Source organism: Flavobacterium artemisiae (genome assembly GCF_042678225.1).
GTDB classification, from domain to species: Bacteria; Bacteroidota; Bacteroidia; order Flavobacteriales; family Flavobacteriaceae; genus Flavobacterium; species Flavobacterium artemisiae.
Map to the genome: position 1 here is coordinate 140,488 of NZ_JBHUDZ010000016.1, position 22,730 is coordinate 163,217.

Consider the following 22,730-nt stretch of genomic DNA (forward strand, 5'->3'; position numbering starts at 1 on the left):
CAATTGTTTTTTATTTTTTAAAAAGTTGCGTTAACACCTGTCATATAAATACGAGAAAGCGGGTAACGTCCTAAATCCATTCCGAAATTTCTAAGACCAACTTCAGGATCCATTCCAGAATATTTTGTGATTGTAAATAAGTTTTGTCCAGAAATAAAGAATCTTAGTTTCGCTTTTCCGTTTAACCAGCTTTCTTTTACCGTATAACCAATTGAAACGTTTTTCAATCTTAAGAAAGAAGCGTCTTCAATAAATAGATTAGAGATGCGTCCAAAATTGTTATTATTATCTGTAGATGAAAGAACTGGAACATCTGTATTTGTATTTGTCGGCGACCAGGCATCTTTAGATTCTGCTAATAAATTATATCCTGGAAAAGAAGCATTTAAACCTGTATGTTTTACAGCATTAAAAACACTATTTCCCGCTGCTCCAGTAAAGAAAATATTCATATCAAATCCTTTGTACTTAAAATTAGCGTTCAAACTATAAGTTGTTTTTGGAAAAGGACTTCCTAAAATTACACGGTCGCTGTTATTGATAACGCCATCACCGTTTTCATCTTTAAATCGAATATCACCTGCAACTGCATTTGGCTGATATGCCACTCCATCTTTATTTACATATGCTTTTGCTTCGGCATCACTTTGAAATAATCCGTCTGTTTGATATCCGTAGAAAGCGCCAACCGGACTTCCAACTTGGTAAATATTTGCTAAAGGCAGACTGCGGACCCTGCTTAAACCAAGAGGCTCAAGTGAACTCAAATCGTCTTTAATCGAAACAATTTTATTACTTAAGAATCCTGCGTTTGCTGTTACATCAAATTTAAATTCTCCACGTGTTTTTTGGTATGTTAAACTTACCTCAATACCTTTGTTTTCAACATCTCCAGAGTTAACGATTCTTCCCTGCGGTGTTCCAGAAACACCTGGCAATTGATCACGAACCAACATGTCTTTATTTTTTTTCACATAAGCATCAACAGATCCTATTAAACTGTTATTCAACATTGTAAAATCTAAACCAACGTTAGTCTGTTCAGAACTTTCCCATTTCAAATTAGGATTTGACAATTCGCTTTCCGCATAGCCGTAATTAATTGAAGGCACAGAGCCGATTAAGGCTTGAGTTTGCACTAAAGGCACACTAAATTGGTAAGGCCCAAGATTTCCTAAGTTTCCGATTTGTCCCCAGCTTGCGCGAAGTTTCAAATTGCTGATGATTGGTTCAATACCTTTCATAAAACTTTCTTCAGAAATTAACCAACCTGCAGAAAATGAAGGATATACTTTCCAGCGGTTATCTTCCAATAATTTTGAAGTTCCGTCGCGGCGAACAATTCCTGATAATAAATATTTTTGATTGAAATCGTAGTTGATTCTTCCCACATAAGAAGAAATAATTTCATCTGATCTTCCTGCAGCGGTCTGCTGAATCAATTTTGCATTCAATAAATAACGCTGTGATGCATCTTCATTGTCAAAACCAGTTCCTTCAACAGTATAAAAATCTCTTTTTGTTTCCTGATACGTATATCCTGCCAAAGCTTTCAGATTGTGTTTTCCAAAAGATTTCTCATAAGAAACAGTTTGCTCACTCAATAAATCGGTTGTCGTTATATTTTTCAGAGTCAATCTATTAAAATCAAATATTTTTCCCGGCTCTGTAACTTTTACAGTAAAATCTGTTGCATTATCCTGAATTCTGGTATACCCCCAGTTTGTTTTCAGTTTTAATCCCGGAATAACTTCCCATTCTGCATATGGATTGATCAAAATCGTAGAAATTGGATTTTTATTATCCAATCTTTTTAAATACGCCACTGGATTGATAACATCTCCATAAGAACCAATATATTTTTCAGGAACTCCACCAAACTGTCCAGAACCATCTTCTCTGTAAATAGTAGCATTTGGGGGATACAAAATCGCAGCCTGAATTGCTCCTGTGTACGAACTAGAAGTATTGGCAGTTTGACCATTTGTTAACGAGTATGATAAATTTTCTCCAATAGTAAAATTATCAGCCAATTTAAAAGATGAATTAGCTCTTACAGTATATCGTTCTCCATAAGTATTCAACAAAATTCCTTCGTTTTTTCTATAACTTCCTGAAAGAAAGAAATTTGATTTTTCTGTTTTTCCGTTTACAGAAAGAGATAAATCCTGAATTTCTCCTGTACGGAAAATTTCGTCCATCCAGTTTGTTTTTGTTGTTCTTGCCGTTGGTTCAAATGCAGGATCGAACGCGGGAATTCTTGGCAGACCTGCATTATCTCTTGCAAGATTCATAGCATCTGCATATTCTGCAGCATTTAAAACCTCTAGTTTTTTTGCTACATTTTGAAAACCTCCCTGATAATTTACGTTTACATTAATTTTATCAGAAATTCCTTTTTTAGAAGTAATTAAAATTACACCTCCGGATGCTCTTGCCCCATAAATTGCTGCCGAAGCCGCGTCTTTTAGAACACTGATTGAGGCAATATCATTTGGATTCAAAGTATTTAAAGAGCCGCTGTAGATAATTCCGTCCAGAACTATTAATGGCGTTTCAGCATTCAAAGATCCAATTCCGCGAATATTAATTGTCGGAGAAGCAGTTGGATCACCACCATCGTTGATAACAGTAACTCCTGCAACAGTTCCCTGTAATAATTCAGCAGCATTGTTATACGTTCTGCTCGAAGTTTCTTTCATAGAAACAGAGCCTACAGCACCTAAAACTTCATTCTTTTTTACACTTCCGTAACCCATTACCACAACTTCTTGAAGCTGTTTTACATCAGCAGCTAATTTTACAGTAATAGTTTGTGAGCTTGTTACTTTTACTTCTTGTGTTACATAACCCACATAAGAAAAAATAAGCGTAGCTTCTGAAGCGTTGATTTCCATTTTGAATGTTCCGTCAAAATCTGTTGCCGCAGTTGCATTAGAACCTTTGTCTTTAATTCCAACACCTGGAAGCGGCATATTATCATCTCCACCAAAAACAGTTCCCGAAATAATAATTTTATTTTGATCTCCTGATTTTTGATTTTTCTTGATCACGATATTATTACTCACAATTTCATATCGTAATGCTATACCACAGATTTTATCCAACGCCTGTTCTAGCGTTACATTGCTTAATTTTAAACTTAATTTCTGATTGGTATTTATCTGGCTGCTTTCGTACATAAAATGCACATCAACCTGATTTTCAATTTTCTGAAAAATATTTTTTATACTTTCATTTTCGACTTTTAAAGTCACTCTTTTGTTAATGTCAACATTTTCGGCGTTCATTGTAAGCGTCGCAAAAAACAAAGTCATAAAGAGGAATAATTTCATTCCTAGTGTCTTTATGGTCTGAGACTTGTGGGCATACCGCTTTTGTTTTTCATTCATAATTTTTAGATTTAGCTGTGATTGTTTTTGTTTATTAGTTTGCTACGTAGTTTTTTGTGATACAATAAAGGATTACTCTATTTTGTAGATTCCAGAATCTAATTTATAATCGGCATTAATAATCTTACAGACCAACCCAATTACCTGATCGGCAGGAAGTTCTTTAAAATAAGCGCTTATTTTTAACGCATTTAAATCTTTGTTTTTGACTTCAATTGCGACATTATAATTGCGATTTATGGTGGCAACAACTTCAGATAAAGGTGTTTCTTCAAAAACCATAATATTTTTTCGCCAGAGTGAAATCGTGTTTACCGGAACATCCTTAAAAGCCTTGAGTTTGTTGTCATGCGATTTAAAAATCACTTTTTGTCCCGGAGTTACGTAAACATTCTCCTCTGTTACAGTCGATTTCACGTTTACTCTGCCCGTCATAACCGAAACTTCCTGCATGGTTTGATCTGGATAAGCCTGAACATTAAAACTGGTTCCAAGAACTTTGGTATCCATTTTATTGGTGTGAATGATGAAAGGATGCTTTTTATCTTTTGCTACATCAAAAAAAGCTTCGCCGCTTAAATACACTTCTCTTGTATCTCCTTTAAATGCTGTAGGATATTTCAACACACTTCCTGCGTTGAGCCAGATTTGTGTTCCGTCGCTTAATTTTATTTGAGCATGCTGTCCTAATTTTACTGCTAATTGTTTGTTTTCAACAGAATTTGACGATTGATAAAAAAACAATGATAGTCCGATCAAGAAAATTAGAGATGCCGCAACAGCCCAGTTTTTATATTGAAGAACAATAACTTTAGTATTCTTGATTTCTCTTAATTCTTTTTTCAGTTTAGAACGATCGGATTGAATCAATTCCATATTATCAAAAAAATCATCAGTACGATCGTACCATTTATTCCACATTTCTTGTCCTTTCGGAGAATACTTTCCTTCTAAAAAATTTTTGATTTCGTTGTTTTCTTTATTTGAATTTTCAGGCATTATAATTTCTTTATGTCTTTAATAGTATGTCTTGGGAATTGCATTTTTAGGTAGGCGCAAAAGGTTACGCTTCTGTTAAGAAAAAATGGAGTTCTTAATCTGAATTTTACTTTTAATTAAATTCACCTAAATAGGTGCGCATAAATTTCAGCGCATAAGTAATATGATATTTAACCGTATCAATAGAAACATTTAATTCTTCGGCAATTTCTTTATTGGTGTAATGTTTTACACGGCTGAGAATAAAAACTTCTTTTGATTTTTTAGGAAGTAACAACGCTGCCTTATCTACAGCTTTTTGCAGTTCATCATAATAAAGTGCATCTTCTGTGGCGTTATGACTTGTATAAGCCACCGCATTTTTGTCTAAAACTTCCTGAATATACTGATCGGTAACTTCGTGCGCTTTAATATAATCTAAAGTCATATAACGCACTGATGTGTAGATATAAGCCGCAAAACTCTTCTGAATTACAATAGTTTTACGTCTTTCCCAGATTGAAGTAAAAACCTCTTGAACAATTTCTTCTGAGATAGCGATTGATTTCATTCTCAAATAAACAAATCGAACAAGTACGTCTCGGTATCTAAAATAAAGTTCATCAAAAGCTTTATCCTTGCCCGATTTTAACAATTCGACAAGTTCTTCGTCTGTAAACTTTTTATACATGAGACATTATGTTTGCAGGATTAATCAAATGAAAAATACTTACGGAAGTACTTTTTCTGATTTTTTTTGAATAATGTTCGTGTTCTTTAAAAAATGACATATACAAAGTATTGAGTTCTTCTTATATGTCTGTAAAATTAAATCCTTGGGTAGGTCGATTAGGTTACCTTTATATTAATAAACCGCCTTCTAAACGAAACATATTATTAACATTTGAAGTGTCAAAATAAAAAAATTAAAGATTGTTCTTCATAGCCATCTCTGCTTTGAGCTGCCTTCAATCTTGTCGCAAAAGGTTAAGCCAAATTTTATACTTCTTTCACCACTTTAAGTTTTGTGGCAGAATCATAGCACTTGAGTTTTAAAAATTAAAAGTGCAGGCAATGTGCTGTTTTCCAGCCTTAGATTCGAATCCTGCTTTCCCCAGCAAAAAAAATTCATACCACAAAGATTAATGTTATGAAATAAAAAAAATACCTGATAGATACACTGTCGCCGCGGGCTTCTTTGCCCTGTCGGCGACTCAAAGATCCCGTTTTATTTCACCAGGCGGATACCGGAAAACTGCCACTGGTGTCTGGGATGGAAGAAATTACGGTAACTCGGACGGCTGTGTCCTTCTGGAGTTGCAATTGAACTGCCTCTCAGTACCATCTGATTCACCATAAACTTTCCATTGTATTCCCCAATAGCTCCCGGTGCCTTACTGTACCTTGGATAAGGCAGATATGCACTGCCGGTCCACTCCCATCTTCGGCCCCAGTTGAAAAGACTGCTGGCCGCTTCCCATTCTTCTTCCAAAGGCAGACGCATTGCTTTCCAAGAAGCAAAAGCGGATGCTTCATAAAAATTGACATGGCAAACTGCCTCAGACCATTCAATATCCTGAAATCCGGACAGTTTATAGTACTGCCATTTCCCATCCATGAAATGCCAGTACAAAGGAGATTTTACCTGTTGTTGCTTTACCCAGTCCCATCCTTCCGAATGCCAGTGCCTGAAATCGTCGTAACCGCCATCCTTCATAAATTCAAGGTATTCGGCATTGGTAACCAGAGAGGAAGCGATCTCAAAAGCTTCCAGATATTTTTTATGAAGGCCAGATTCGTTATCAAAACTGAAGCCTTTGCCATTGAACCCAATCTCATAAATTCCTTCCGGCAAAGCGATAAATCCAGAATCTTTTTTCACATCCCAATTAGCCTCAATTTCTTTTTCACTGTAGACAGGAAAAAGCGGATTGTGTCCCAATATGTATTTGATATCGGTCAAGAGCAGCTCTTGATGCTGTTGTTCGTGGTTCAATCCTAGTTCTAAAATGCCAAACAATTTATCGGAAAGCACAGCTTCGGCTAAAAAGTTTTCCATCTGCTCATCCACATACCTGCGGTAAGCATAAATATCCAAAACTGAAGGACGGCTTAAATTACCGCGGTCTGTACGGACTACCCTTGCCCCTACAGTTTCATAATAGCTGTTAAATACAAAGTTATACAATGGGTTAAATTCCTTATATTCTTTAAAATGAGGCATCAGCACAAAGGTTTCAAAAAACCAGGTCGTGTGTCCCAGATGCCATTTAGGAGGACTTACATCTGCAACGGGCTGCACCACATAATCCTCTGTCTGCAAAGGACTGCAAATGCTTTCGGAATGTTTACGTATTTTTTTATACTGCGCCAGCAGTAGCTGTGCATCGTTTTTTACTGCTGTTTCCATGTTTTATTTTTTAATCACTGTTAAAAATCCTGTTTGATTCTATCTTTCACTATACCGCTGTCCAGAATGCATCTAAAAACCATCCTCTGCTGTCCATAATGCTTTTGTGCGGTTCAAATCCAGATTGGGAAGCCATCTTTCGGGAATCCTCCAACGAGAATTTCTGGGATACTTCCATGTAAACAGGTTCATTTTCCGAAAAATGAAATACTTGATTACCAACAGTAGCCTGCTGTTCTTTTAGACTTATCAGATAACTGCGGCAGGCACCGCTCAGCGGGTCATAGGTTTCATAATGTTCAAACTGATCTACAACAAAATCAGCATCTAGTTCTCGGTTAATACGCTCCAGCAGATTTAAATTAAAAGAAGCCGTAACACCTTTGGGATCATTATAGGCATTCAGAATAGTATTGGGCTCTTTTTTCAGGTCAAATCCAATCATGACCACATCCCCCTTGTTGAGATTCTTGCGGAGCTCAAAGCAAAAACGATAAGCGTCTTCCAATTCCATATTTCCTATATTACTGCCCAGAAACAGGATTACCTTACGGCGTGAGGAAAGCTGTGAAGCTTTGTAAAGCATGTCAAAGTATTCGCCTTCCAGGCATTCGACATTCAAATCAGGAAGATCCCTAATGAGCTTCTGCTTCAGCTCCGAAAGAATATTTCCCGAAATGTCAATGGGCATGTACCGGAAATCAGTACCCTGTTCTTGTAAATATTGTAGCAGATGCACAGATTTGGAAGCATCCCCAGCTCCGAGCTCAATTAAGTCGAAAGGCGTATCCGCGCTTCTTATCCCTTGCGCTATCTCGGCAGTCTTATTCTCAAAGATATCCATCTCACAGCGGGTCAGATAATATTCCGGCATAGCCATGATCTGTTGAAAAAGACGATCTCCAAGCTGATCATAAAAGTATTTGGACTCTAAATGTTTTGGAGACCGGTTTAATCCTGCAAGGACATCTTCCATAAAATGCACAGTTTTCCCATTTGTAGTTTCTATATTTTCGTCTATGGCTGTAGTTGTAGTTGTTACTTTCATTGTTTTGTTTTTTGATATTTTCAGAAAGGAAGACTTTCTCACTCTAAGTTACATTTGATTTACGGCAGAAAAGGTTCTGATAAAACAGAAAATTAACTCAAAAAATTTATAGACCCCACAGTTTCCTGTCCGCTGCCATAAGAAATACCATAGTATTAAAATCCTGTAAATAAAACTCCCGCAGACTGTAACCGCATCATTTGAATTATACGTAACTTGCAGTGAGCCGTTTAAAGCACAAACTGCAGAAAATTTTCAAACTTACCGCCATGAATGATCTTATAGAACAATTTGAATCTGAACTCAAAGCCTTTCTCGAGTTCCGCTACAATTTATCCCTGCAGCAGGATACCGCTGAAAGGTTTAACGAGACCGAAAAGGCCGCATTTGCATTTGTGGACGACTACCTGCTGAAATCACCGGATCTTATTGCGGGCGACGTGGAGCGCTCCACCCAGAACATTTTAAATGATTTCATCAATAAGAAAATCCATTAAGGCACTGCTCAAAACCTTTGCCGAGAAACCGGACCTGATACCCTTTCTGCTACTAACTCATCAACGCAGCTGCCGACATGCAACCAATCGAAACAATTAAAAAAGCATTACCCGTTCTTCTGGCTACTTCCATTTTTATGCAGATGCTGGATTCAACTATTTTAAATACATCTATAACAGCCATTGCCAGAGATTTACAGGAGTCGCCGCTCGAAATGCAAAATGCCATTATCAGCTATGTATTAACGTTGGCACTCTTCATGCCCGTCAGCGGTTTTCTATCGGACAAGTTTGGCACAAGAAAAGTGTTTATTCTTGCCCTGATGCTATTCAGCATCGGATCTTTATTATGCGCACTCTCACAAAGCCTGAATCATCTGATATTTGCCAGGGTCATCCAGGGCGTCGGCGGAAGTTTAATGACTCCAGTGGGCAAACTTGCCTTGATTAGAACATTCCCAAAAAACGAATTATTGAAGGCAATGAATTTTGCCATTATCCCGGCTTTAATCGGTCCGGTTTTGGGACCCTTGGTTGGAGGCTATATGGTCGATTATCTGTCCTGGCACTGGATCTTTCTTATAAATATTCCTTTTGGCATCGTCGGCATTATCTTAAGCCTAAAATACATGCCGGACTACAGATCTCCTATAATCGATTTTGATCTTAAAGGCTTCCTGATTTTCGCGGCCGCATCCCTGCTTTTGTCTGTTTCCTTGGAATTATTTGGAAATACTGTACGCGTTACACCAGTTTTGCTTATTCTAATGTCTGGATTTCTAATGTTGTACTGGTATTACCGTCATGCCGCAACAGATAACAATCCTCTTTTTCCATTAAATCTTTTCCAGGTCCGCACTTTCCGTGTGGGCATGATCGGCAATCTGGCAACCCGATTGGGTTACAGTTCCATCCCTTTACTGCTACCCATGATGATACAGATTGCCTACCGTCAGTCGGCAGTCACATCTGGATGGATTGTAGCGCCAATGGCACTCACAGCAATATTTGGAAAATCCTTTGTAATTAAAATTTTAAATTCTTTCGGATATCGAAAAACTTTAATGGTCAATACTTTCATCATTGGAATATTGATCTGCGCATTGGCCATTCCTTCAATTCATACTTCCATTTATTGGTACATTCCCATTATTGCAGTTTTAGGTTTCTTTAACTCTATACAGTTTACATCGATGAATTCTATTTCTATAGCCGACTTGAGAGTTTATCATACAAGCAGCGGCAATTCACTGGTTTCCGTAAATCAGCAGCTTGCAATTGGTTTCGGAATTGCTTTGGGATTATTAGTCCTTAAATTTTTTCAGGGAGATGTCAAGCTCATTCACAACGAAATTCATAATGCATTCCGATACACCTTTTTGGTTGTAGGATCATTAACCATTTTGTCTGGTTTGGTTTTTAGAAGACTGCATTTTAAAGATGGCGATAATTTAAAATCTGCTGTCTAAAGCTGCAAAGCCAGTAAACTTCAAAACACTGCGCCGCATACAAAGAGAAGACATCTGATAGAATCACCGAATTTCCAAATCTGGATAATTTTTCTTATATTTAAGAAACATTAAATTTAAAATTATGAATTCATCTAAAATAATAGGCATTGTACTTATATTGATCAGCCTGGCGGCCGGTTACGTTGGATTAAACAAAGTGGCGGACAGCACCAAGGAAATTAACTTTTTAGGCCTTAAAATTGACGCTTCAAACGAATCCGGCCAAATGCAGGGTTTCCTATATCTGGGAGCCGCGGTAATTCTTTTGGGCGGCGGACTATATGTTATCAAGAAATCTAATTGATAAAACTAAAAAATCAAAACAGAAAAGCCTGCAGCCCAAACTGCAGGCTTTTTGAATTATTCATCTCTGCAACCGTATTGGTGCGGAATTAATCTATACCCCATTCACAAGCAGGTCATTTTTATAAAATTCCCTGAAAATTAAGCAACTATTTTTTTATCATGGTTTCGTAAATTTGATAATAGCGCTCTAAGTGCTTAACAAAATTGATAGAAATTATGAATGATATCTTTTTTCAAGACTGGCTGGGGATTATAAGGTGTGCCATTACAACTGTTACGGCATTTACTACACTTTTTCTTTTTGTACGCATCTCAGGTAAAAGAACACTTGCCAAACTAAATGCTTTCGACTTTATCGTTTCCATCGCCCTTGGTTCTACCCTTTCCGATATTATGCTCGCCACAATACCGATTGCGGAAGGCTCGGTGGTTCTTCTGCTTATTATTCTGCTTCAGTATATTTTTGCATGGCTGGCAAGATCTTCCACACAAGTGGAAAAAATCATTAATACAGAACCGCGCATTGTTTTTTATGATAATAGATTCATAGAGAAATCAATGGCACTTGAAACCATCACAAAAGAAGAAATTTATGCTGCCGTACGATCTACAGGAATTGATAAGCTGGATGACGTGAAGGCTGTAGTAATGGAGCTGAAAGGAACATTGAGTGTTGTAAAAAAATCATCCGCAGAGGGACCAAGCTCGCTGGATGACTTGGATTTATCCAAAGCAAAAATAATTGCTGGCCCTGACAGTAAAATTTTAGACAGAAATCACAAAATTTTGTAAGGGATCTTGTAGTAACCTACAGTACTTTTCGTTTAAAAATTACAGATGCAGCGAAATATAAAAAAGATAGCAATTTTAGGAGGCGGTCCAAGCGGACTGTTTCTTTATAAAAGACTTGTTGAATATGGGAGTACTGACCTTGATGTGACCATCTATGAAAAAAAGAGCATGCTGGGTGCCGGAATGCCTTACAGCGGTGAAGGCGCCAATGATGAGCATGTAACAAATGTATCTGATAATGAGATACCCTTCATTGTCAATTCTATAGAAGAATGGATCAAAACTGCCCCAGCCGAATTATTGGAAAGGTTTAATATCAATTCGAGCAATTTTAATGAATACAAAGTACTGCCCAGAATTCTGTTCGGCCATTACCTTTCTTCACAGTTCGATCTTCTGCAGCAGATTGCTGCGGTAAAAGGAATCACGACCACTATTCTTTATGACACAAATGTAACCGATGTAATTTACAAAAAAGAAGACCAGAAAGTTTGTGTCGTAACAGGGAATGATAAAACAGAATTTGATTATGCCATAATTTGTACGGGACATAACTGGCCTGAAAAATATGAAGGAAAGGTAAAAGGGTATTTTGATTCTCCATATCCGCCTTCAAAACTGAGATCAAAATTAAATCATGCCGTCGCTATACGAGGATCCTCTCTTACCGCCATTGATGCCATAAGAACCTTGGCCCGCTGCAACGGTAGATTTATAAAGGACGATGATGGAAAAATGAGCTTTGAAAAAGCGGCTGACTGCCCAGACTTTAAAATGGTCATACATTCCAGAAGCGGTATGCTGCCTTCTGTCCGATTCCATCTGGAAGATTCTCATTTATCACACGATTCTCTGCTTACCAGGGAAGAGATAGACGAGCATCGTAAAGAAAACAGCGGGTTTCTTTCGCTTGATTTTGTTTTTAAAAGAAATTTCACTGAAATCTTCCGTACAAAAGATCCGGATTTTTATGACCGCATCAAAGATCTTTCCATTGAGGAATTTGTGGAGGAAATGATGGAACTCAGAGAACGCTTGGAACCTTTCCAGCTGTTGAAGGCCGAATATATTCAGGCAGAAAAATCCATAAAAAGACAGGAATCCATTTACTGGAAAGAAATGCTGGCAGTTTTAAGCTTTGCGATGAACCATCCGGCTAAATACCTTTCTGCCGAAGATATGCAGCGTCTGCAAAAAGTACTTATGCCTCTTATTTCTATTGTGATTGCTTTTGTACCGCAAAAATCCTGCAGCGAGCTCCTGGCCCTGCATCATGCGGGTGTATTGGATATTACGGCGGTAAACCAGGATAGTGCTGTTGAACCCCAGCATGGCGGCGGAATAATTTATAAGTACCTCGATGAAAATCAAAACAGGAAAGCTGAATATTACACTACTTTTGTAGATTGTGTTGGACAGCCGCATTTATCTTATGAAGATTTCCCATTTAAAACATTGCTATCCCAGAAAGCTGTAAGTCCCGCATCTTTAAAATTTAAATCAAATGAGGCGGCAGAAACAATTTTGGAAAACGGAAGTACCCTGGTCGAAAAAAATTCGGATGGAAGCTATTCCCTACAGGTTTCCGGAATCGCAATTAATGACAACTTTCAGATCATTGACCAATACGGATCTTATAATGAATATATCTACATTATGGCTGTACCTTACATTGGGGGGTTTAATCCAGATTATTCAGGCTTGGATTTTTGCGAAGCTGCTTCTCTGAGAATTGTAGAAGATATTTTTAAGGAAGAGCCTTTTGAATTATAACTATTTTTTGATTACAGATACGGATTAGTGCTGAGCAAAAATAAAAAAATAGAATTCACAGTAAGCAGCAAATCCGGCACTATGCTGTTTCTATCGAAAAAGCGATTACTGACAAAGAAATGACATCTTCCTTTACTGCCGGTTCTGCCGCATATGCTCTATATATCTGAAGTAGGGACAAGCATGGCCTAAATAAAATTAACTTCATCTAAAACCAACCGGCAAAACACTTAAACAAAAAGAATATCATAAAATAAAAAAACAGCCTTAAGGCTGTTTTAATTTTTATGGGGTAGTATTGTAAATTTATAATTAGTAAATGCGGGATGCAGTAATTAACAGCCGGTATACTGCGGGCCTATTGTCTGCCATGACTTCTATTTTCCAGAAAAGCAGCTAGATTTGTTACTGAACATGGAGAGAAAAATTTCTTATTTGAATCCGGATCAGCCGTCGCGTTCGAGACAATCCCGACGAGCAGTCCGTTCTCATCCACTAATGGAGCCCCGCTGAGTCCCCCGAATTTCTCCGGCACAAGGATATCTTTTAGTAAAATACGGTTTGAAACTGTTTTGTAATATTCGAATTCATACACTCTTTGGGAACCGCTTTCCATCGTCCTGGTCCAGCCCGCAACATATAATTTTTCTCCCTTAGCTAAAGGTGTACTCCTTATTTCCAAAGGCACTATACGGGAAGAATTCTCCCTTATTGAAAAAACCAGCCAGTCATTGTCATAACTGGACTTGGCATCCAGTAGCTCAGACTTGTCTTCATTTAATAATCTATCGCACATTACAATTTCCGACTTATTGTTTAAGGGGTATAATATCCAGTTTTTAATACACCCTTCCAGTGCCAAGGTATTCATGCTTTCCGGCTTAACGACCTTGAGAATATGTTTTGCCGTGACGGCAAAAATTTCATTATTGTATTTTAAAAGAAAGCCGCAGCTGAATTTCGGCTGGTCATATTTTGGGTCTACAAATTCTATCCCGTTGACCAGGGCTATTTCTTTAAATGTCTTATCGGAATAAACCTCCTGTCCGAGACAGCCCGCCATCCACAAAAATGAAAGAGCAGAAAAAAGATTAAATTTCATAATACTACCAGATTTACATTATGCCATCAGCTATGGCGAAACTTCCGTTTCATATATGTCACATTTCAAATATAGCAAAACAATTGCTGCAAAATATTCAAAAAGCATTCCTTAATACATACAGTAAAAAATACGGCCGCACTGCATTAATAAGGAACTGAAGCTGACCCGACCCATTCATAATCCAAATATTGTGGCGGAATTGCCGCACCGAAGCCAGAAAATAAAATTTAATTAATTATTTCTTTTAAATTCGGACTCAGATCCATTCCCATTAAATTTTCATGTATTTTTTATTCCTCCTTACGATCAGTTTGAAGAAAAAAGATGTTTGAATCATCATATGTCCGAGATCAATTTGAAAAGCCTATAGCATAAGAACTAGCATGCACATCAATCTTCTGCAATCTTTTTCCTGTGATCAAGTCCCCATTGCGTCAAATTCTGAATTATAGTTTGAAGTGTTTTGCCGTGCGAAGTAAGTTCGTATTGAATCGTAACTGGATACGTATCTAGAATCGTCCTTTTCACTAATTTATTTATTTCAAGTTCTTTTAATTCCTTACTCAGCATTTTGTTCGAAATCCCGGCAACATCATTCAAAATATCTGAAAATCTTCTTTTATTATAAAAACAGATTGATGATATCACGGCAATTTTCCATTTTCCATTCAATACATCCATAGAATCCTGAACAGCCATCATCTCTTTCTTGTGCTGTTCTTTTTCAAGCATATTACATTCTTCCATAGGTTACTTTGTTACTTTAAGGTTACAACGTTAATTCAAGGTTACAGTTACTTTTAGTTACAAAGTTACTAAAATTAATCAAACCGATATACATTTGCTGGATTAACATCATACATGAAGTCATGAACAAATTAAAAAACAAAGTTGCAATAGTTACAGGAGCTTCAAAAGGAATTGGAGCATCTATTGCACAACATTTTGCTTTGGAAGGAGCAAAAGTCGTAGTCAATTATGCATCAGATAAAACTGGTGCCGAAAAAGTATTGAAATCGATACAAGATAATGGAGGAACAGCCATTCTGGTACAAGGAGATGTATCAAAAGCCTCAGAGGTTGCTGCATTATTTGAAGAAACCAAAAAAGCATTCGGCACTTTGGATATTTTAGTTAACAATGCTGGAATATATCAATATGCACCAATCGAAGAGTTATCTGAAGAATCTTTTCATCAGCAGTTTAACATTAATGTGTTGGGCTCTTTATTGACTATTCAGGCTGCTTTACAATTATTTAGAAATGGAGGAAATATTATCAATGTGAGCTCCGAAGCATCAAAAACGCCATTACCAACAGGATCTGTTTATTCAGCAACTAAAGCGGCGCTTGATGCCATTACCATCTCATTATCCAAAGAATTCAGCGGTAGAAATATTCGCATCAATTCCATTTTACCTGGCGTAGTTGAGACGGAAGGTTCTCGAAGTGCAGGTTTCATTGGCAGTGCTGCCGAAACAAAATTTGTTGCCACTACTCCACTTGGACGAACAGGTCAGCCCGAAGATATTGCTAAAGCAGCTGTATTTCTGGCTTCTGAAGATTCTGGATGGATTAATGGTGAGAAAATTTCAGTTTCAGGAGGAATCTACGGTTTATAATTTTATACAACCATTTATACATTAAACAAATGAACAGATTACAAAATAAAATCACTGTTATAACAGGCGGAAACAGCGGTATCGGATATGGTATTGCAGAAGCATTTAGCAAAGAAGGCGCTCTAGGAACCATCACAGGAAGAAATTCTGAAACCTTACATAACGCTGTTGCTTCATTAGGAAATAATTTTATTGGCATTCCCGGGGATGTTACAAATAATGATAATCTGGAAAATATATTTCAGAAAACCTTTGATAAGTTTGGCAAAATTGATGTTGTTGTCGTCAATGCCGGAGGAATAGTAGATGGGGTTCCAATGGGGACGATCTCGGAAGTTACTGAAGAAAGTTACAACAAATACATGGATTTGAATTTAAAAAGTGCCTATTTTACAGTACAAAAATCGCTGCCCTACCTTAATGACGGTGCTTCTGTTATACTTATCGGATCTAGTGCCGCACATCGGGCTGCGCCTGGAATGGCAGTTTATTCTGCAGCAAAAGCCGCTATAATTTCATTAGCAAAGGGATTATCGCTGGATCTTCTGTCAAGAAAAATTCGCGTAAATGCACTTTCTCCTGGTTCTATTGATACTCCTGTTTTTGAGAAACTAGTTCCTCAGGAACACTTGAAACAGGTAAAACAAATGTGGATAGATATTACACCTGCAGGCCGACAAGGCGTTCCGTCTGATATTGGAAATGCAGCAGTTTTTTTAGCTTCGGATGAATCGTCTTTTATTGTGGGCACCGAAATTCTTTCGGACGGCGGCATGACGAACATCAGCCTGATGAAATAATATTAAAAATCAAATGCAAAAAAAACAGCCTGGGAAATAAAATCTTCTCAGGCTTTTAGCAAAAAACAAAGAAGAAGCTGTAGAGTCGGTGTCTGTCTGTCAGATACTTTAAAACTTACAGCCTTAGGAGTAGATCAAAGCAATCAGTGATTTCGAAGTGAGGATCAGACTACATATTCTTGGATTTCGGCTTCTGCTCTTATCCGACTTCCGATTGTATTATTAAAACCCGCCAGTGAAAATTACTCCAAAGCATTCATTTTTAAAGTTTTAAAATTGCAGTACTAATCATGAGCAGTTAATTCCTTAAAGAAAAGTTATAATTTATTTATTTTTTTTTAAATGAATATTTTTTCATTTAAATTTACGGTATGAGACCATTAGATCCTGATAAAAGAGCGAAAATTTTGCAATCCGTATATACGCTTACCGGCAGACAAGGACTTGCAAGCGTAAACATTGCTGGAATAAGCAAAACAGCCGGAATTGCTGCCGGCACACTGTACATTTATTTCAAAAACAAAGAAGAAGTAGTACAGCTGGCTTATGCGGCAGTAGAAGATCGAATGGCACATGCCATGTATTCTAACTTTGACATCAATTCCCCTATAAGACAATCTCTTAAACAGATTTATATCAATATGCTTAACTACAGGCTCAATAACTATGATGAAACCATATTTATAGATCAGTACCAGCAGTCAGGCTACATACAGCTAAATTTCGATAAACAGCTGGCAGAATACGAGAAACAGAATAGACCATTGTACGAACTTCTGGCAAAGGGCCAGCATGAAGGAATTATAAAAGAAGTAGATGCCATTATACTGATCAGCTTTTTTGATGGTGCAGTGCGATCCTGCGCAACAGGCATTATCCAAAAACTGTTTGAGTTAAATCAGAAGGTGATTGATGACTCCTTTGATATGGTATGGAGAGGCATGAGCTAATTTTTTTACATTTTAAATGAATATTTTTTCACTAATAATTTAATATTATATATTATGAGTACTTTCAATGACAAAACAATTATAATTACAGGAGCCGCTATGGGGCTCGGACTGGCAGCAAGTAAAGCCGTTGCACTTAAAGGAGCCAATCTTTCTATTGTAGATTACAACTCAGAAGCACTAGAAAAAGCAAAAGCAGAAATCAATTCAGTTGCGCCGAATGCTAAAATTATAACCATCGTTGCTGACGTTTCTGATGAACAGGCAGTCAAAAATTATGTAGACAAAACAGTCGAGGAGTTTGGACGCGTCGATGGATTGTACAATAATGCCGGTATCGAGGGAAAACAAGCGTCAATAGTTGACTATGATGTCAATATATTCAAAAAAGTAATTGACATCAATCTTATGGGGGTTTATTACGGTTTAAAATATGTGATTCCAGTAATGCAGAAACAAGGCGGAGGAAAAATCGTAAACGTTGCCTCTGTTGGCGGAATCAGAGGTGTTGTTAATCAGATGCCTTATGTGGCAAGCAAACACGCCGTTTCTGGTATGACCAAAAATGCGGCAATAGAATACGGTAAAGACGGAATATACACCAATGCAATCGCACCAGGCGCTATCCTGACTCCAATGGTGGCAGAAGCTTTTAAACAGGTAAATCCAGCTGATCCAAAAGCTGCTGAAACAGAATACGCGCAAAGAAACCCAACAAGACAATTAGGTAAACCTGAAAATGTAGGGAACCTTGTAGCCTTTCTACTTAGCGATGAATGCCAATATGTGAATGGTCAGACGATTGCAATTGACGGAGGTGAATCAAACCTGTATGGTAATTCATAAATCAATTTAGTTTATTTTAGAACGGATCAATAGGACTTACTATGATCCGTTTTTTATTAATTTTATTGTCATTCCAAGGCATTGGAGTGTTGAAAAATCTTTATTCTAAAGAAATCCTACCTGCTGCGCCCTTTTCTTCTGATCAATTACTTTCGCATATATCTGTGTTGTCTTAACACTCTTATGGCCAAGCATTTTAGAGATAGTAAAAATATCAGTTCCTGCCGTCAGCTGTAAAGCAGCGTAAGTATGGCGGAAACAATGAAGGTAATATGCTTATTGATGTAAAAAAACACCCAAATATTACAAAAATCATCGCAATAAAAAAGAGCTAAAATATTAATTACCTACATTTTAGCTCTTTTATTATTTTTCCTTTGTTTTTATTTGCGTCTTTTATTTTCCGATACAAAAGTTTGCAAAAATATTCCCCAGCAACTCGTCATTAGAAACTTGCCCCGTAATCAACCCGAACTGATACAAAGCTTCCCGAATATCAAGCGCCATAAGGTCGCTTGAAAGACCCGATTCTAATCCGAATTTTACTTTTTGAATTTCATCTAAAGCTTTTAGTAACGAATCATAATGCCTTGTATTCGTTACAATTGTTTCGTTATTTCGAAGTGCACCAGTATTTACAAAAGACAATAATTCATTTTTTAAATCCTCAACTCCTATTTTTTCTTTTGCAGAAATCAATAACAGTTTTGCATTAAGATTTTCAAGCTTGTTCGTAATATTTAATACTTCATCTGGAGATAAAATATCTTTTTTATTAACGACAATCAGCAAAGGCTTTAATGGGTATTTATTCTTGATTTGTTCAATTTCATTAACGAATTCCGAACTTGAAACTTGGAATTTCAAACCATCAAATAAGTAAATTACAACTTGCGCCTGTTCTATTTTTTCGAAAGTTTTTTTGATTCCGATGCTTTCTACAACATCTTTTGTATCACGAATTCCTGCAGTATCAATAAAACGAAAACCAATTCCGCCAATAACCAATTCATCTTCAATTGTATCACGTGTTGTTCCAGCGATATCAGATACAATTGCGCGTTCTTCGTTCAAAAGTGCATTCAGCAAAGTCGATTTTCCAACATTTGGTTCGCCTACAATCGCAACTGGAATACCGTTTTTAATTACATTTCCAACTGCGAATGAATCAATTAAACGTTTTAAAACGAATTCGATTCTGTTTAATAACTCATGAAATTGTGTGCGGTCGGCAAACTCAACATCTTCTTCTGCAAAATCTAATTCTAATTCAATTAAAGAAGCAAAATTTAAAAGTTCTTCACGAAGTTTAGCAATTTCATTACTAAATCCACCGCGCATTTGCTGCATGGCAATTTGGTGCGAAGCTTCATTATCAGACGAAATCAAGTCGGCAACAGCTTCTGCCTGCGATAAATCTAATTTTCCGTTTAAGAAAGCTCGAAGTGTAAATTCTCCCGCATCGGCCATTCGACAGCCATTTCGAAGCAATAACTGAATAATCTGCTGCTGAATATAAGTTGATCCGTGGCAAGAAATTTCGATCGTATTTTCGCCTGTATACGAATTCGGACCTTTAAAAACTGAAACTAAAACTTCATCCAGCGTTTTATTTCCGTCAACAATATGCCCTAAATGCAGAGTATGTGTTTTCTGTTTCGTTAAATCTTTGTTTTTAAGAGATTTAAAAACCGAATTTCCAATTATAATGGCCTCGGCTCCTGAAATACGAATTATGGCGATAGCTCCAGCTCCCGAAGGCGTAGCCAAAGCAACTATAGAATCTTGATTTATCATGTTGCAAAGGTATAAAAAAAGACAGAATTTCTTAAAAGGGAAGCATCTCTTAAAATTAGCATCAGAAATCATAAAAGCAAAGAAGATTAACAAATTATTAAGTGTTAAATAACTGATAATTATCAGGTTGATTTCCTTGCAGAATGAGTAAATTTGAGAGACAAACCTTAATCTTAATAACTATGAAAAAGATATTATTCCCTACCGATTTCTCTGATGCTGCTACAAATGCATTTGTCCACGCTTTAGAATTTGCTAAAATTGTAAAAGCCGAATTGATCTTGCTTCATACATTTGAGATTCCCGTTTACGACAGCCAATTCTTTCCAGAGAATTATGCTTCCATATACAGTTCTATCGAACTAGCTAAATTCGAAATGTTCAAAGATGAAATTCCGAAACTGAGAACCATCGCAATGGAACGAAAATTAGAAGATATTGTGATCAAACACCGTTTAATGGACGGCGATCTAATTTATAACCTTAAGAATGCCGTCGAAGAAGATCAAATAGATTTTGTTATAATGGGAACAACCGGCGCTTCTGACTGGACAAAATTCTTTACAGGTTCTAATACAAGTTCTGTTATTTCAGGAGTTGATGTTCCTGTTTTATGTATTCCTGAAGAAGCTAAATTCAAAAAAGTAAAAACGATTGGTTTTACAACACGTTATCGTGAAAAAGACAAAAAGGAATTAAAAAAAGTGCTGAAAATTGCTAAAAAAACAGATGCAAAAGTGAGAAGCCTTTACGTGAAAACTTCTAATTCTGATGTGGCAGATACGACTATTAAAGAATGGGAAAAAGAGTTTACCAACGAAAATGTCGAATTCTTAGTTCTTCCAAGTGACGATGTAAAAGAAACAATACTGGATTTTATTTTGTACAAAGACATTGATATTTTGACCACAATCACGCACAAAAGATCTTTCTTTGAAGGATTATTTGATTCTAGTTTTACAAAAAAAATATCAAAAGAAGTTCCGATTCCGGTTTTGGTAATGCACGAAGATTAAAATTAATTTTTGATGATTTTGTGACTTAAAAGCTATATTTGTCTTTCAGCAAATAATTACAATGAAAGCATATTTAGACAACGTTACAGAGTATTCAGAACTATATCAAAAAACCAACAAAAAATACAACAGCATAAGCCTTTTGAGGTTATTAAGTATTTCTCTATTTCTGTTTTTCATGTTTTACTACATCAAAACAAGCGAAATACTTTTTATTATTCTTGCTGTACTGTCCTTTGTTGGTTTTATTATTTTAATGAGAATTCATTCCAAAATATCTTTTCAAAGACTCTTTGCAGAAACGCTTCTAAAGATTAACAAAAACGAAATCACTTTCTTAAAAAGGGAAAAAACTCCGTTTGAAAATGGAGTTGAATTCATCGATTTTCATCACCCCTATGCTTACGATTTAGATATTTTTGGAGAACATTCTTTATTTCAAAACTTAAATAGAACTGCCTCTTTTATTGGTAAAAAAACATTAGCAGAAACATTATTACAAACACTTCCCGAAACTTCAATTTTAGAAAATCAGGAAGCCATTAAGGAATTAAAAAATAAATTAAACTGGAGACAAGAATTTCAAGCTTTATCCATTTTAAGTGATGATTCAAAATCTTCTTATGAAGCTATAAAGAACTGGATATCTTTTAAAAATGATCCTTTATCTAAAGTTTTAGTTTCACTTTCAATTATACTTCCAGTTTTATTTTTCGGATTTGTAGCTGCATATTTTATTACTTCAAAAGCGATTATTCTTTCGTATGTTACTTATATTTTTATTGCCAATTTAATAGTTTTAGGAAGAGCAGTAAAAAGAATTCAATCAGAAATTGCCAAGGCAGATAATATCGATAAGATTATTAAACATTATGGCTTATTAATTGAAAAAATAGAAAATGAAACTTTTCAATCCAAAAAATTAGTAGAATTACAGCACCATCTTACTTTCAAAAGTATTAAAGCAAGTCAACACTTAAAGCAACTTTCTGAACTGTTTTCCAGAATGGATACGATAAATAATTTTGTTACCGCGACACTATTTAACGGAACGTTTTTATTTAATCTGCATGTTCTAAGAGCACTTTTGAAATGGAAAGAAAATTATGCTTCTGAAATATCTAATTGGATGGATATCATTGGTGAAATAGAAACACTGGATAGTCTTGCCAACTTGGCTTATAACAACGAGGATTTTGTTTTCCCTGAAATCAATTCTGATTATAAAATTGAGTTTAAAAATCTAAGTCACCCATTGCTAAATCCCGCGACAAGAATCGGAAATGACACGCAATTTTACCCACAGTCTTTCGTGATTTTGACTGGTTCTAACATGTCGGGAAAAAGCACCTTTTTAAGAAGCTTGGGAATCAATATGGTACTTGGTGGAATCGGTTCAGTTGTTTGTGCTACAGAAGCTAAGCTACATCCACTTCCAGTTTTAGTTTCAATGCGATTATCTGATTCTTTATCGGATAGCGAATCGTACTTTTTTGCTGAAATAAAACGTTTAAAACAGATCATGGAAGCTCTTGAAAATCAGCCTGCTTTTGTTTTATTAGATGAGATTTTAAGAGGCACAAATTCCGATGATAAAAGAAATGGAACAATTGAGGTCGTCAAAAAGGTAATTGCTAAAAAAGCTATCGGTGCAATCGCAACGCATGACATCGAAGTCTGCTTAACTACGAATGAATATCCAGATGTTTTAATCAATCAATGTTTCGAAGTCGAAATCCAAAACAACGATTTACATTTTGATTACAAACTAAGAAATGGAATTTGTAAAAATAAAAGTGCTACTTTTTTAATGCAGAAAATGGGGGTTATTTAAGAATTTTAGATTTTAGAGTGTAGATTTTAGAATATAGATTTTAGAATTTAGAT

19 protein-coding genes and 1 pseudogene are annotated in these 22,730 nt (G+C 36.3%); 11 read left to right on the forward strand and 9 right to left on the reverse strand.

Annotated elements, in window-relative coordinates:
• Window positions 1–17 precede the first annotated feature (17 nt).
• From ACFSC2_RS17175 to egtD, 5 genes are all read right to left on the reverse strand, one after another.
• Window positions 18–3,335 (reverse strand): TonB-dependent receptor, encoded by a 3,318-nt coding sequence (locus tag ACFSC2_RS17175; RefSeq protein WP_379815565.1) that lies wholly within the window; start codon window positions 3,333–3,335, stop codon window positions 18–20.
• Between the two features lie 129 nt (window positions 3,336–3,464).
• Complete coding sequence (locus tag ACFSC2_RS17180) at window positions 3,465–4,391, reverse strand: FecR family protein (protein ID WP_379815566.1); 927 nt, start codon at window positions 4,389–4,391, stop codon at window positions 3,465–3,467.
• Window positions 4,392–4,503: 112 nt separating this feature from the next.
• Complete coding sequence (locus tag ACFSC2_RS17185; RefSeq protein ID WP_379815567.1) at window positions 4,504–5,061, reverse strand: RNA polymerase sigma-70 factor; 558 nt, start codon at window positions 5,059–5,061, stop codon at window positions 4,504–4,506.
• 537 nt (window positions 5,062–5,598) lie between these two features.
• On the reverse strand, window positions 5,599–6,780 hold the full coding sequence (egtB, locus tag ACFSC2_RS17190; RefSeq protein WP_379815568.1) for an ergothioneine biosynthesis protein EgtB: 1,182 nt from the start codon (window positions 6,778–6,780) through the stop codon (window positions 5,599–5,601).
• A 49-nt stretch (window positions 6,781–6,829) separates the two neighbouring features.
• A complete protein-coding gene (gene egtD / locus ACFSC2_RS17195) occupies window positions 6,830–7,828 on the reverse strand; it encodes an L-histidine N(alpha)-methyltransferase (protein ID WP_379815569.1) in 999 nt (332 codons plus the stop codon).
• A 269-nt stretch (window positions 7,829–8,097) separates the two neighbouring features.
• On the opposite strand from egtD, the gene ACFSC2_RS17200 reads away from it, so the two are divergent.
• From ACFSC2_RS17200 to ACFSC2_RS17220, 5 genes are all read left to right on the forward strand, one after another.
• The gene (locus ACFSC2_RS17200; RefSeq protein ID WP_379815570.1) at window positions 8,098–8,325 is read left to right on the forward strand and encodes a hypothetical protein; all 228 of its coding nucleotides are present in this window, start codon (window positions 8,098–8,100) and stop codon (window positions 8,323–8,325) included.
• 77 nt (window positions 8,326–8,402) lie between these two features.
• Window positions 8,403–9,794, forward strand: a complete 1,392-nt coding sequence (locus tag ACFSC2_RS17205; protein WP_379815571.1) for an MFS transporter — start codon at window positions 8,403–8,405, stop codon at window positions 9,792–9,794.
• Between the two features lie 124 nt (window positions 9,795–9,918).
• The gene (locus ACFSC2_RS17210; protein ID WP_379815572.1) at window positions 9,919–10,140 is read left to right on the forward strand and encodes a hypothetical protein; all 222 of its coding nucleotides are present in this window, start codon (window positions 9,919–9,921) and stop codon (window positions 10,138–10,140) included.
• A gap of 218 nt (window positions 10,141–10,358) precedes the next feature.
• Window positions 10,359–10,934, forward strand: coding sequence for a DUF421 domain-containing protein (locus tag ACFSC2_RS17215; RefSeq protein ID WP_379815573.1), 576 nt, complete (start codon window positions 10,359–10,361; stop codon window positions 10,932–10,934).
• 45 nt (window positions 10,935–10,979) lie between these two features.
• On the forward strand, window positions 10,980–12,707 hold the full coding sequence (locus ACFSC2_RS17220) for an FAD/NAD(P)-binding protein (protein ID WP_379815574.1): 1,728 nt from the start codon (window positions 10,980–10,982) through the stop codon (window positions 12,705–12,707).
• A gap of 358 nt (window positions 12,708–13,065) precedes the next feature.
• Here the strand turns inward: ACFSC2_RS17220 and ACFSC2_RS17225 are convergent, their stop codons facing one another.
• Together ACFSC2_RS17225 and ACFSC2_RS17230 are read right to left on the reverse strand one after the other, a co-directional pair.
• Window positions 13,066–13,809 (reverse strand): trypsin-like serine protease, encoded by a 744-nt coding sequence (locus ACFSC2_RS17225; protein WP_379815575.1) that lies wholly within the window; start codon window positions 13,807–13,809, stop codon window positions 13,066–13,068.
• A gap of 393 nt (window positions 13,810–14,202) precedes the next feature.
• Window positions 14,203–14,559 (reverse strand): winged helix-turn-helix transcriptional regulator, encoded by a 357-nt coding sequence (locus ACFSC2_RS17230; protein ID WP_379815576.1) that lies wholly within the window; start codon window positions 14,557–14,559, stop codon window positions 14,203–14,205.
• Between the two features lie 122 nt (window positions 14,560–14,681).
• On the opposite strand from ACFSC2_RS17230, the gene ACFSC2_RS17235 reads away from it, so the two are divergent.
• The 4 genes from ACFSC2_RS17235 (at window position 14,682) to ACFSC2_RS17250 (ending at window position 18,030) form a co-directional block, all read left to right on the forward strand.
• Window positions 14,682–15,434 (forward strand): SDR family NAD(P)-dependent oxidoreductase, encoded by a 753-nt coding sequence (locus ACFSC2_RS17235; RefSeq protein ID WP_379815577.1) that lies wholly within the window; start codon window positions 14,682–14,684, stop codon window positions 15,432–15,434.
• A gap of 29 nt (window positions 15,435–15,463) precedes the next feature.
• A complete protein-coding gene (locus tag ACFSC2_RS17240) occupies window positions 15,464–16,234 on the forward strand; it encodes an SDR family oxidoreductase (protein WP_379815578.1) in 771 nt (256 codons plus the stop codon).
• A 371-nt stretch (window positions 16,235–16,605) separates the two neighbouring features.
• Complete coding sequence (locus ACFSC2_RS17245; RefSeq protein ID WP_379815579.1) at window positions 16,606–17,184, forward strand: TetR/AcrR family transcriptional regulator; 579 nt, start codon at window positions 16,606–16,608, stop codon at window positions 17,182–17,184.
• 54 nt (window positions 17,185–17,238) lie between these two features.
• The gene (locus tag ACFSC2_RS17250; RefSeq protein ID WP_379815580.1) at window positions 17,239–18,030 is read left to right on the forward strand and encodes a glucose 1-dehydrogenase; all 792 of its coding nucleotides are present in this window, start codon (window positions 17,239–17,241) and stop codon (window positions 18,028–18,030) included.
• A gap of 105 nt (window positions 18,031–18,135) precedes the next feature.
• Here the strand turns inward: ACFSC2_RS17250 and ACFSC2_RS17255 are convergent.
• Together ACFSC2_RS17255 and mnmE are read right to left on the reverse strand one after the other, a co-directional pair.
• Window positions 18,136–18,294, reverse strand: a pseudogene (locus tag ACFSC2_RS17255) (tyrosine-type recombinase/integrase); the annotation flags it as partial.
• Window positions 18,295–18,426: 132 nt separating this feature from the next.
• On the reverse strand, window positions 18,427–19,827 hold the full coding sequence (gene mnmE, locus ACFSC2_RS17260) for a tRNA uridine-5-carboxymethylaminomethyl(34) synthesis GTPase MnmE (RefSeq protein WP_379815581.1): 1,401 nt from the start codon (window positions 19,825–19,827) through the stop codon (window positions 18,427–18,429).
• A gap of 182 nt (window positions 19,828–20,009) precedes the next feature.
• On the opposite strand from mnmE, the gene ACFSC2_RS17265 reads away from it, so the two are divergent.
• Window positions 20,010–20,843, forward strand: coding sequence for a universal stress protein (locus ACFSC2_RS17265; protein WP_379815582.1), 834 nt, complete (start codon window positions 20,010–20,012; stop codon window positions 20,841–20,843).
• Window positions 20,844–20,904: 61 nt separating this feature from the next.
• Window positions 20,905–22,677: a MutS-related protein gene (locus tag ACFSC2_RS17270; RefSeq protein ID WP_379815583.1), complete on the forward strand. Its 1,773-nt coding sequence runs from the start codon at window positions 20,905–20,907 to the stop codon at window positions 22,675–22,677.
• Window positions 22,678–22,730 lie beyond the last annotated feature (53 nt).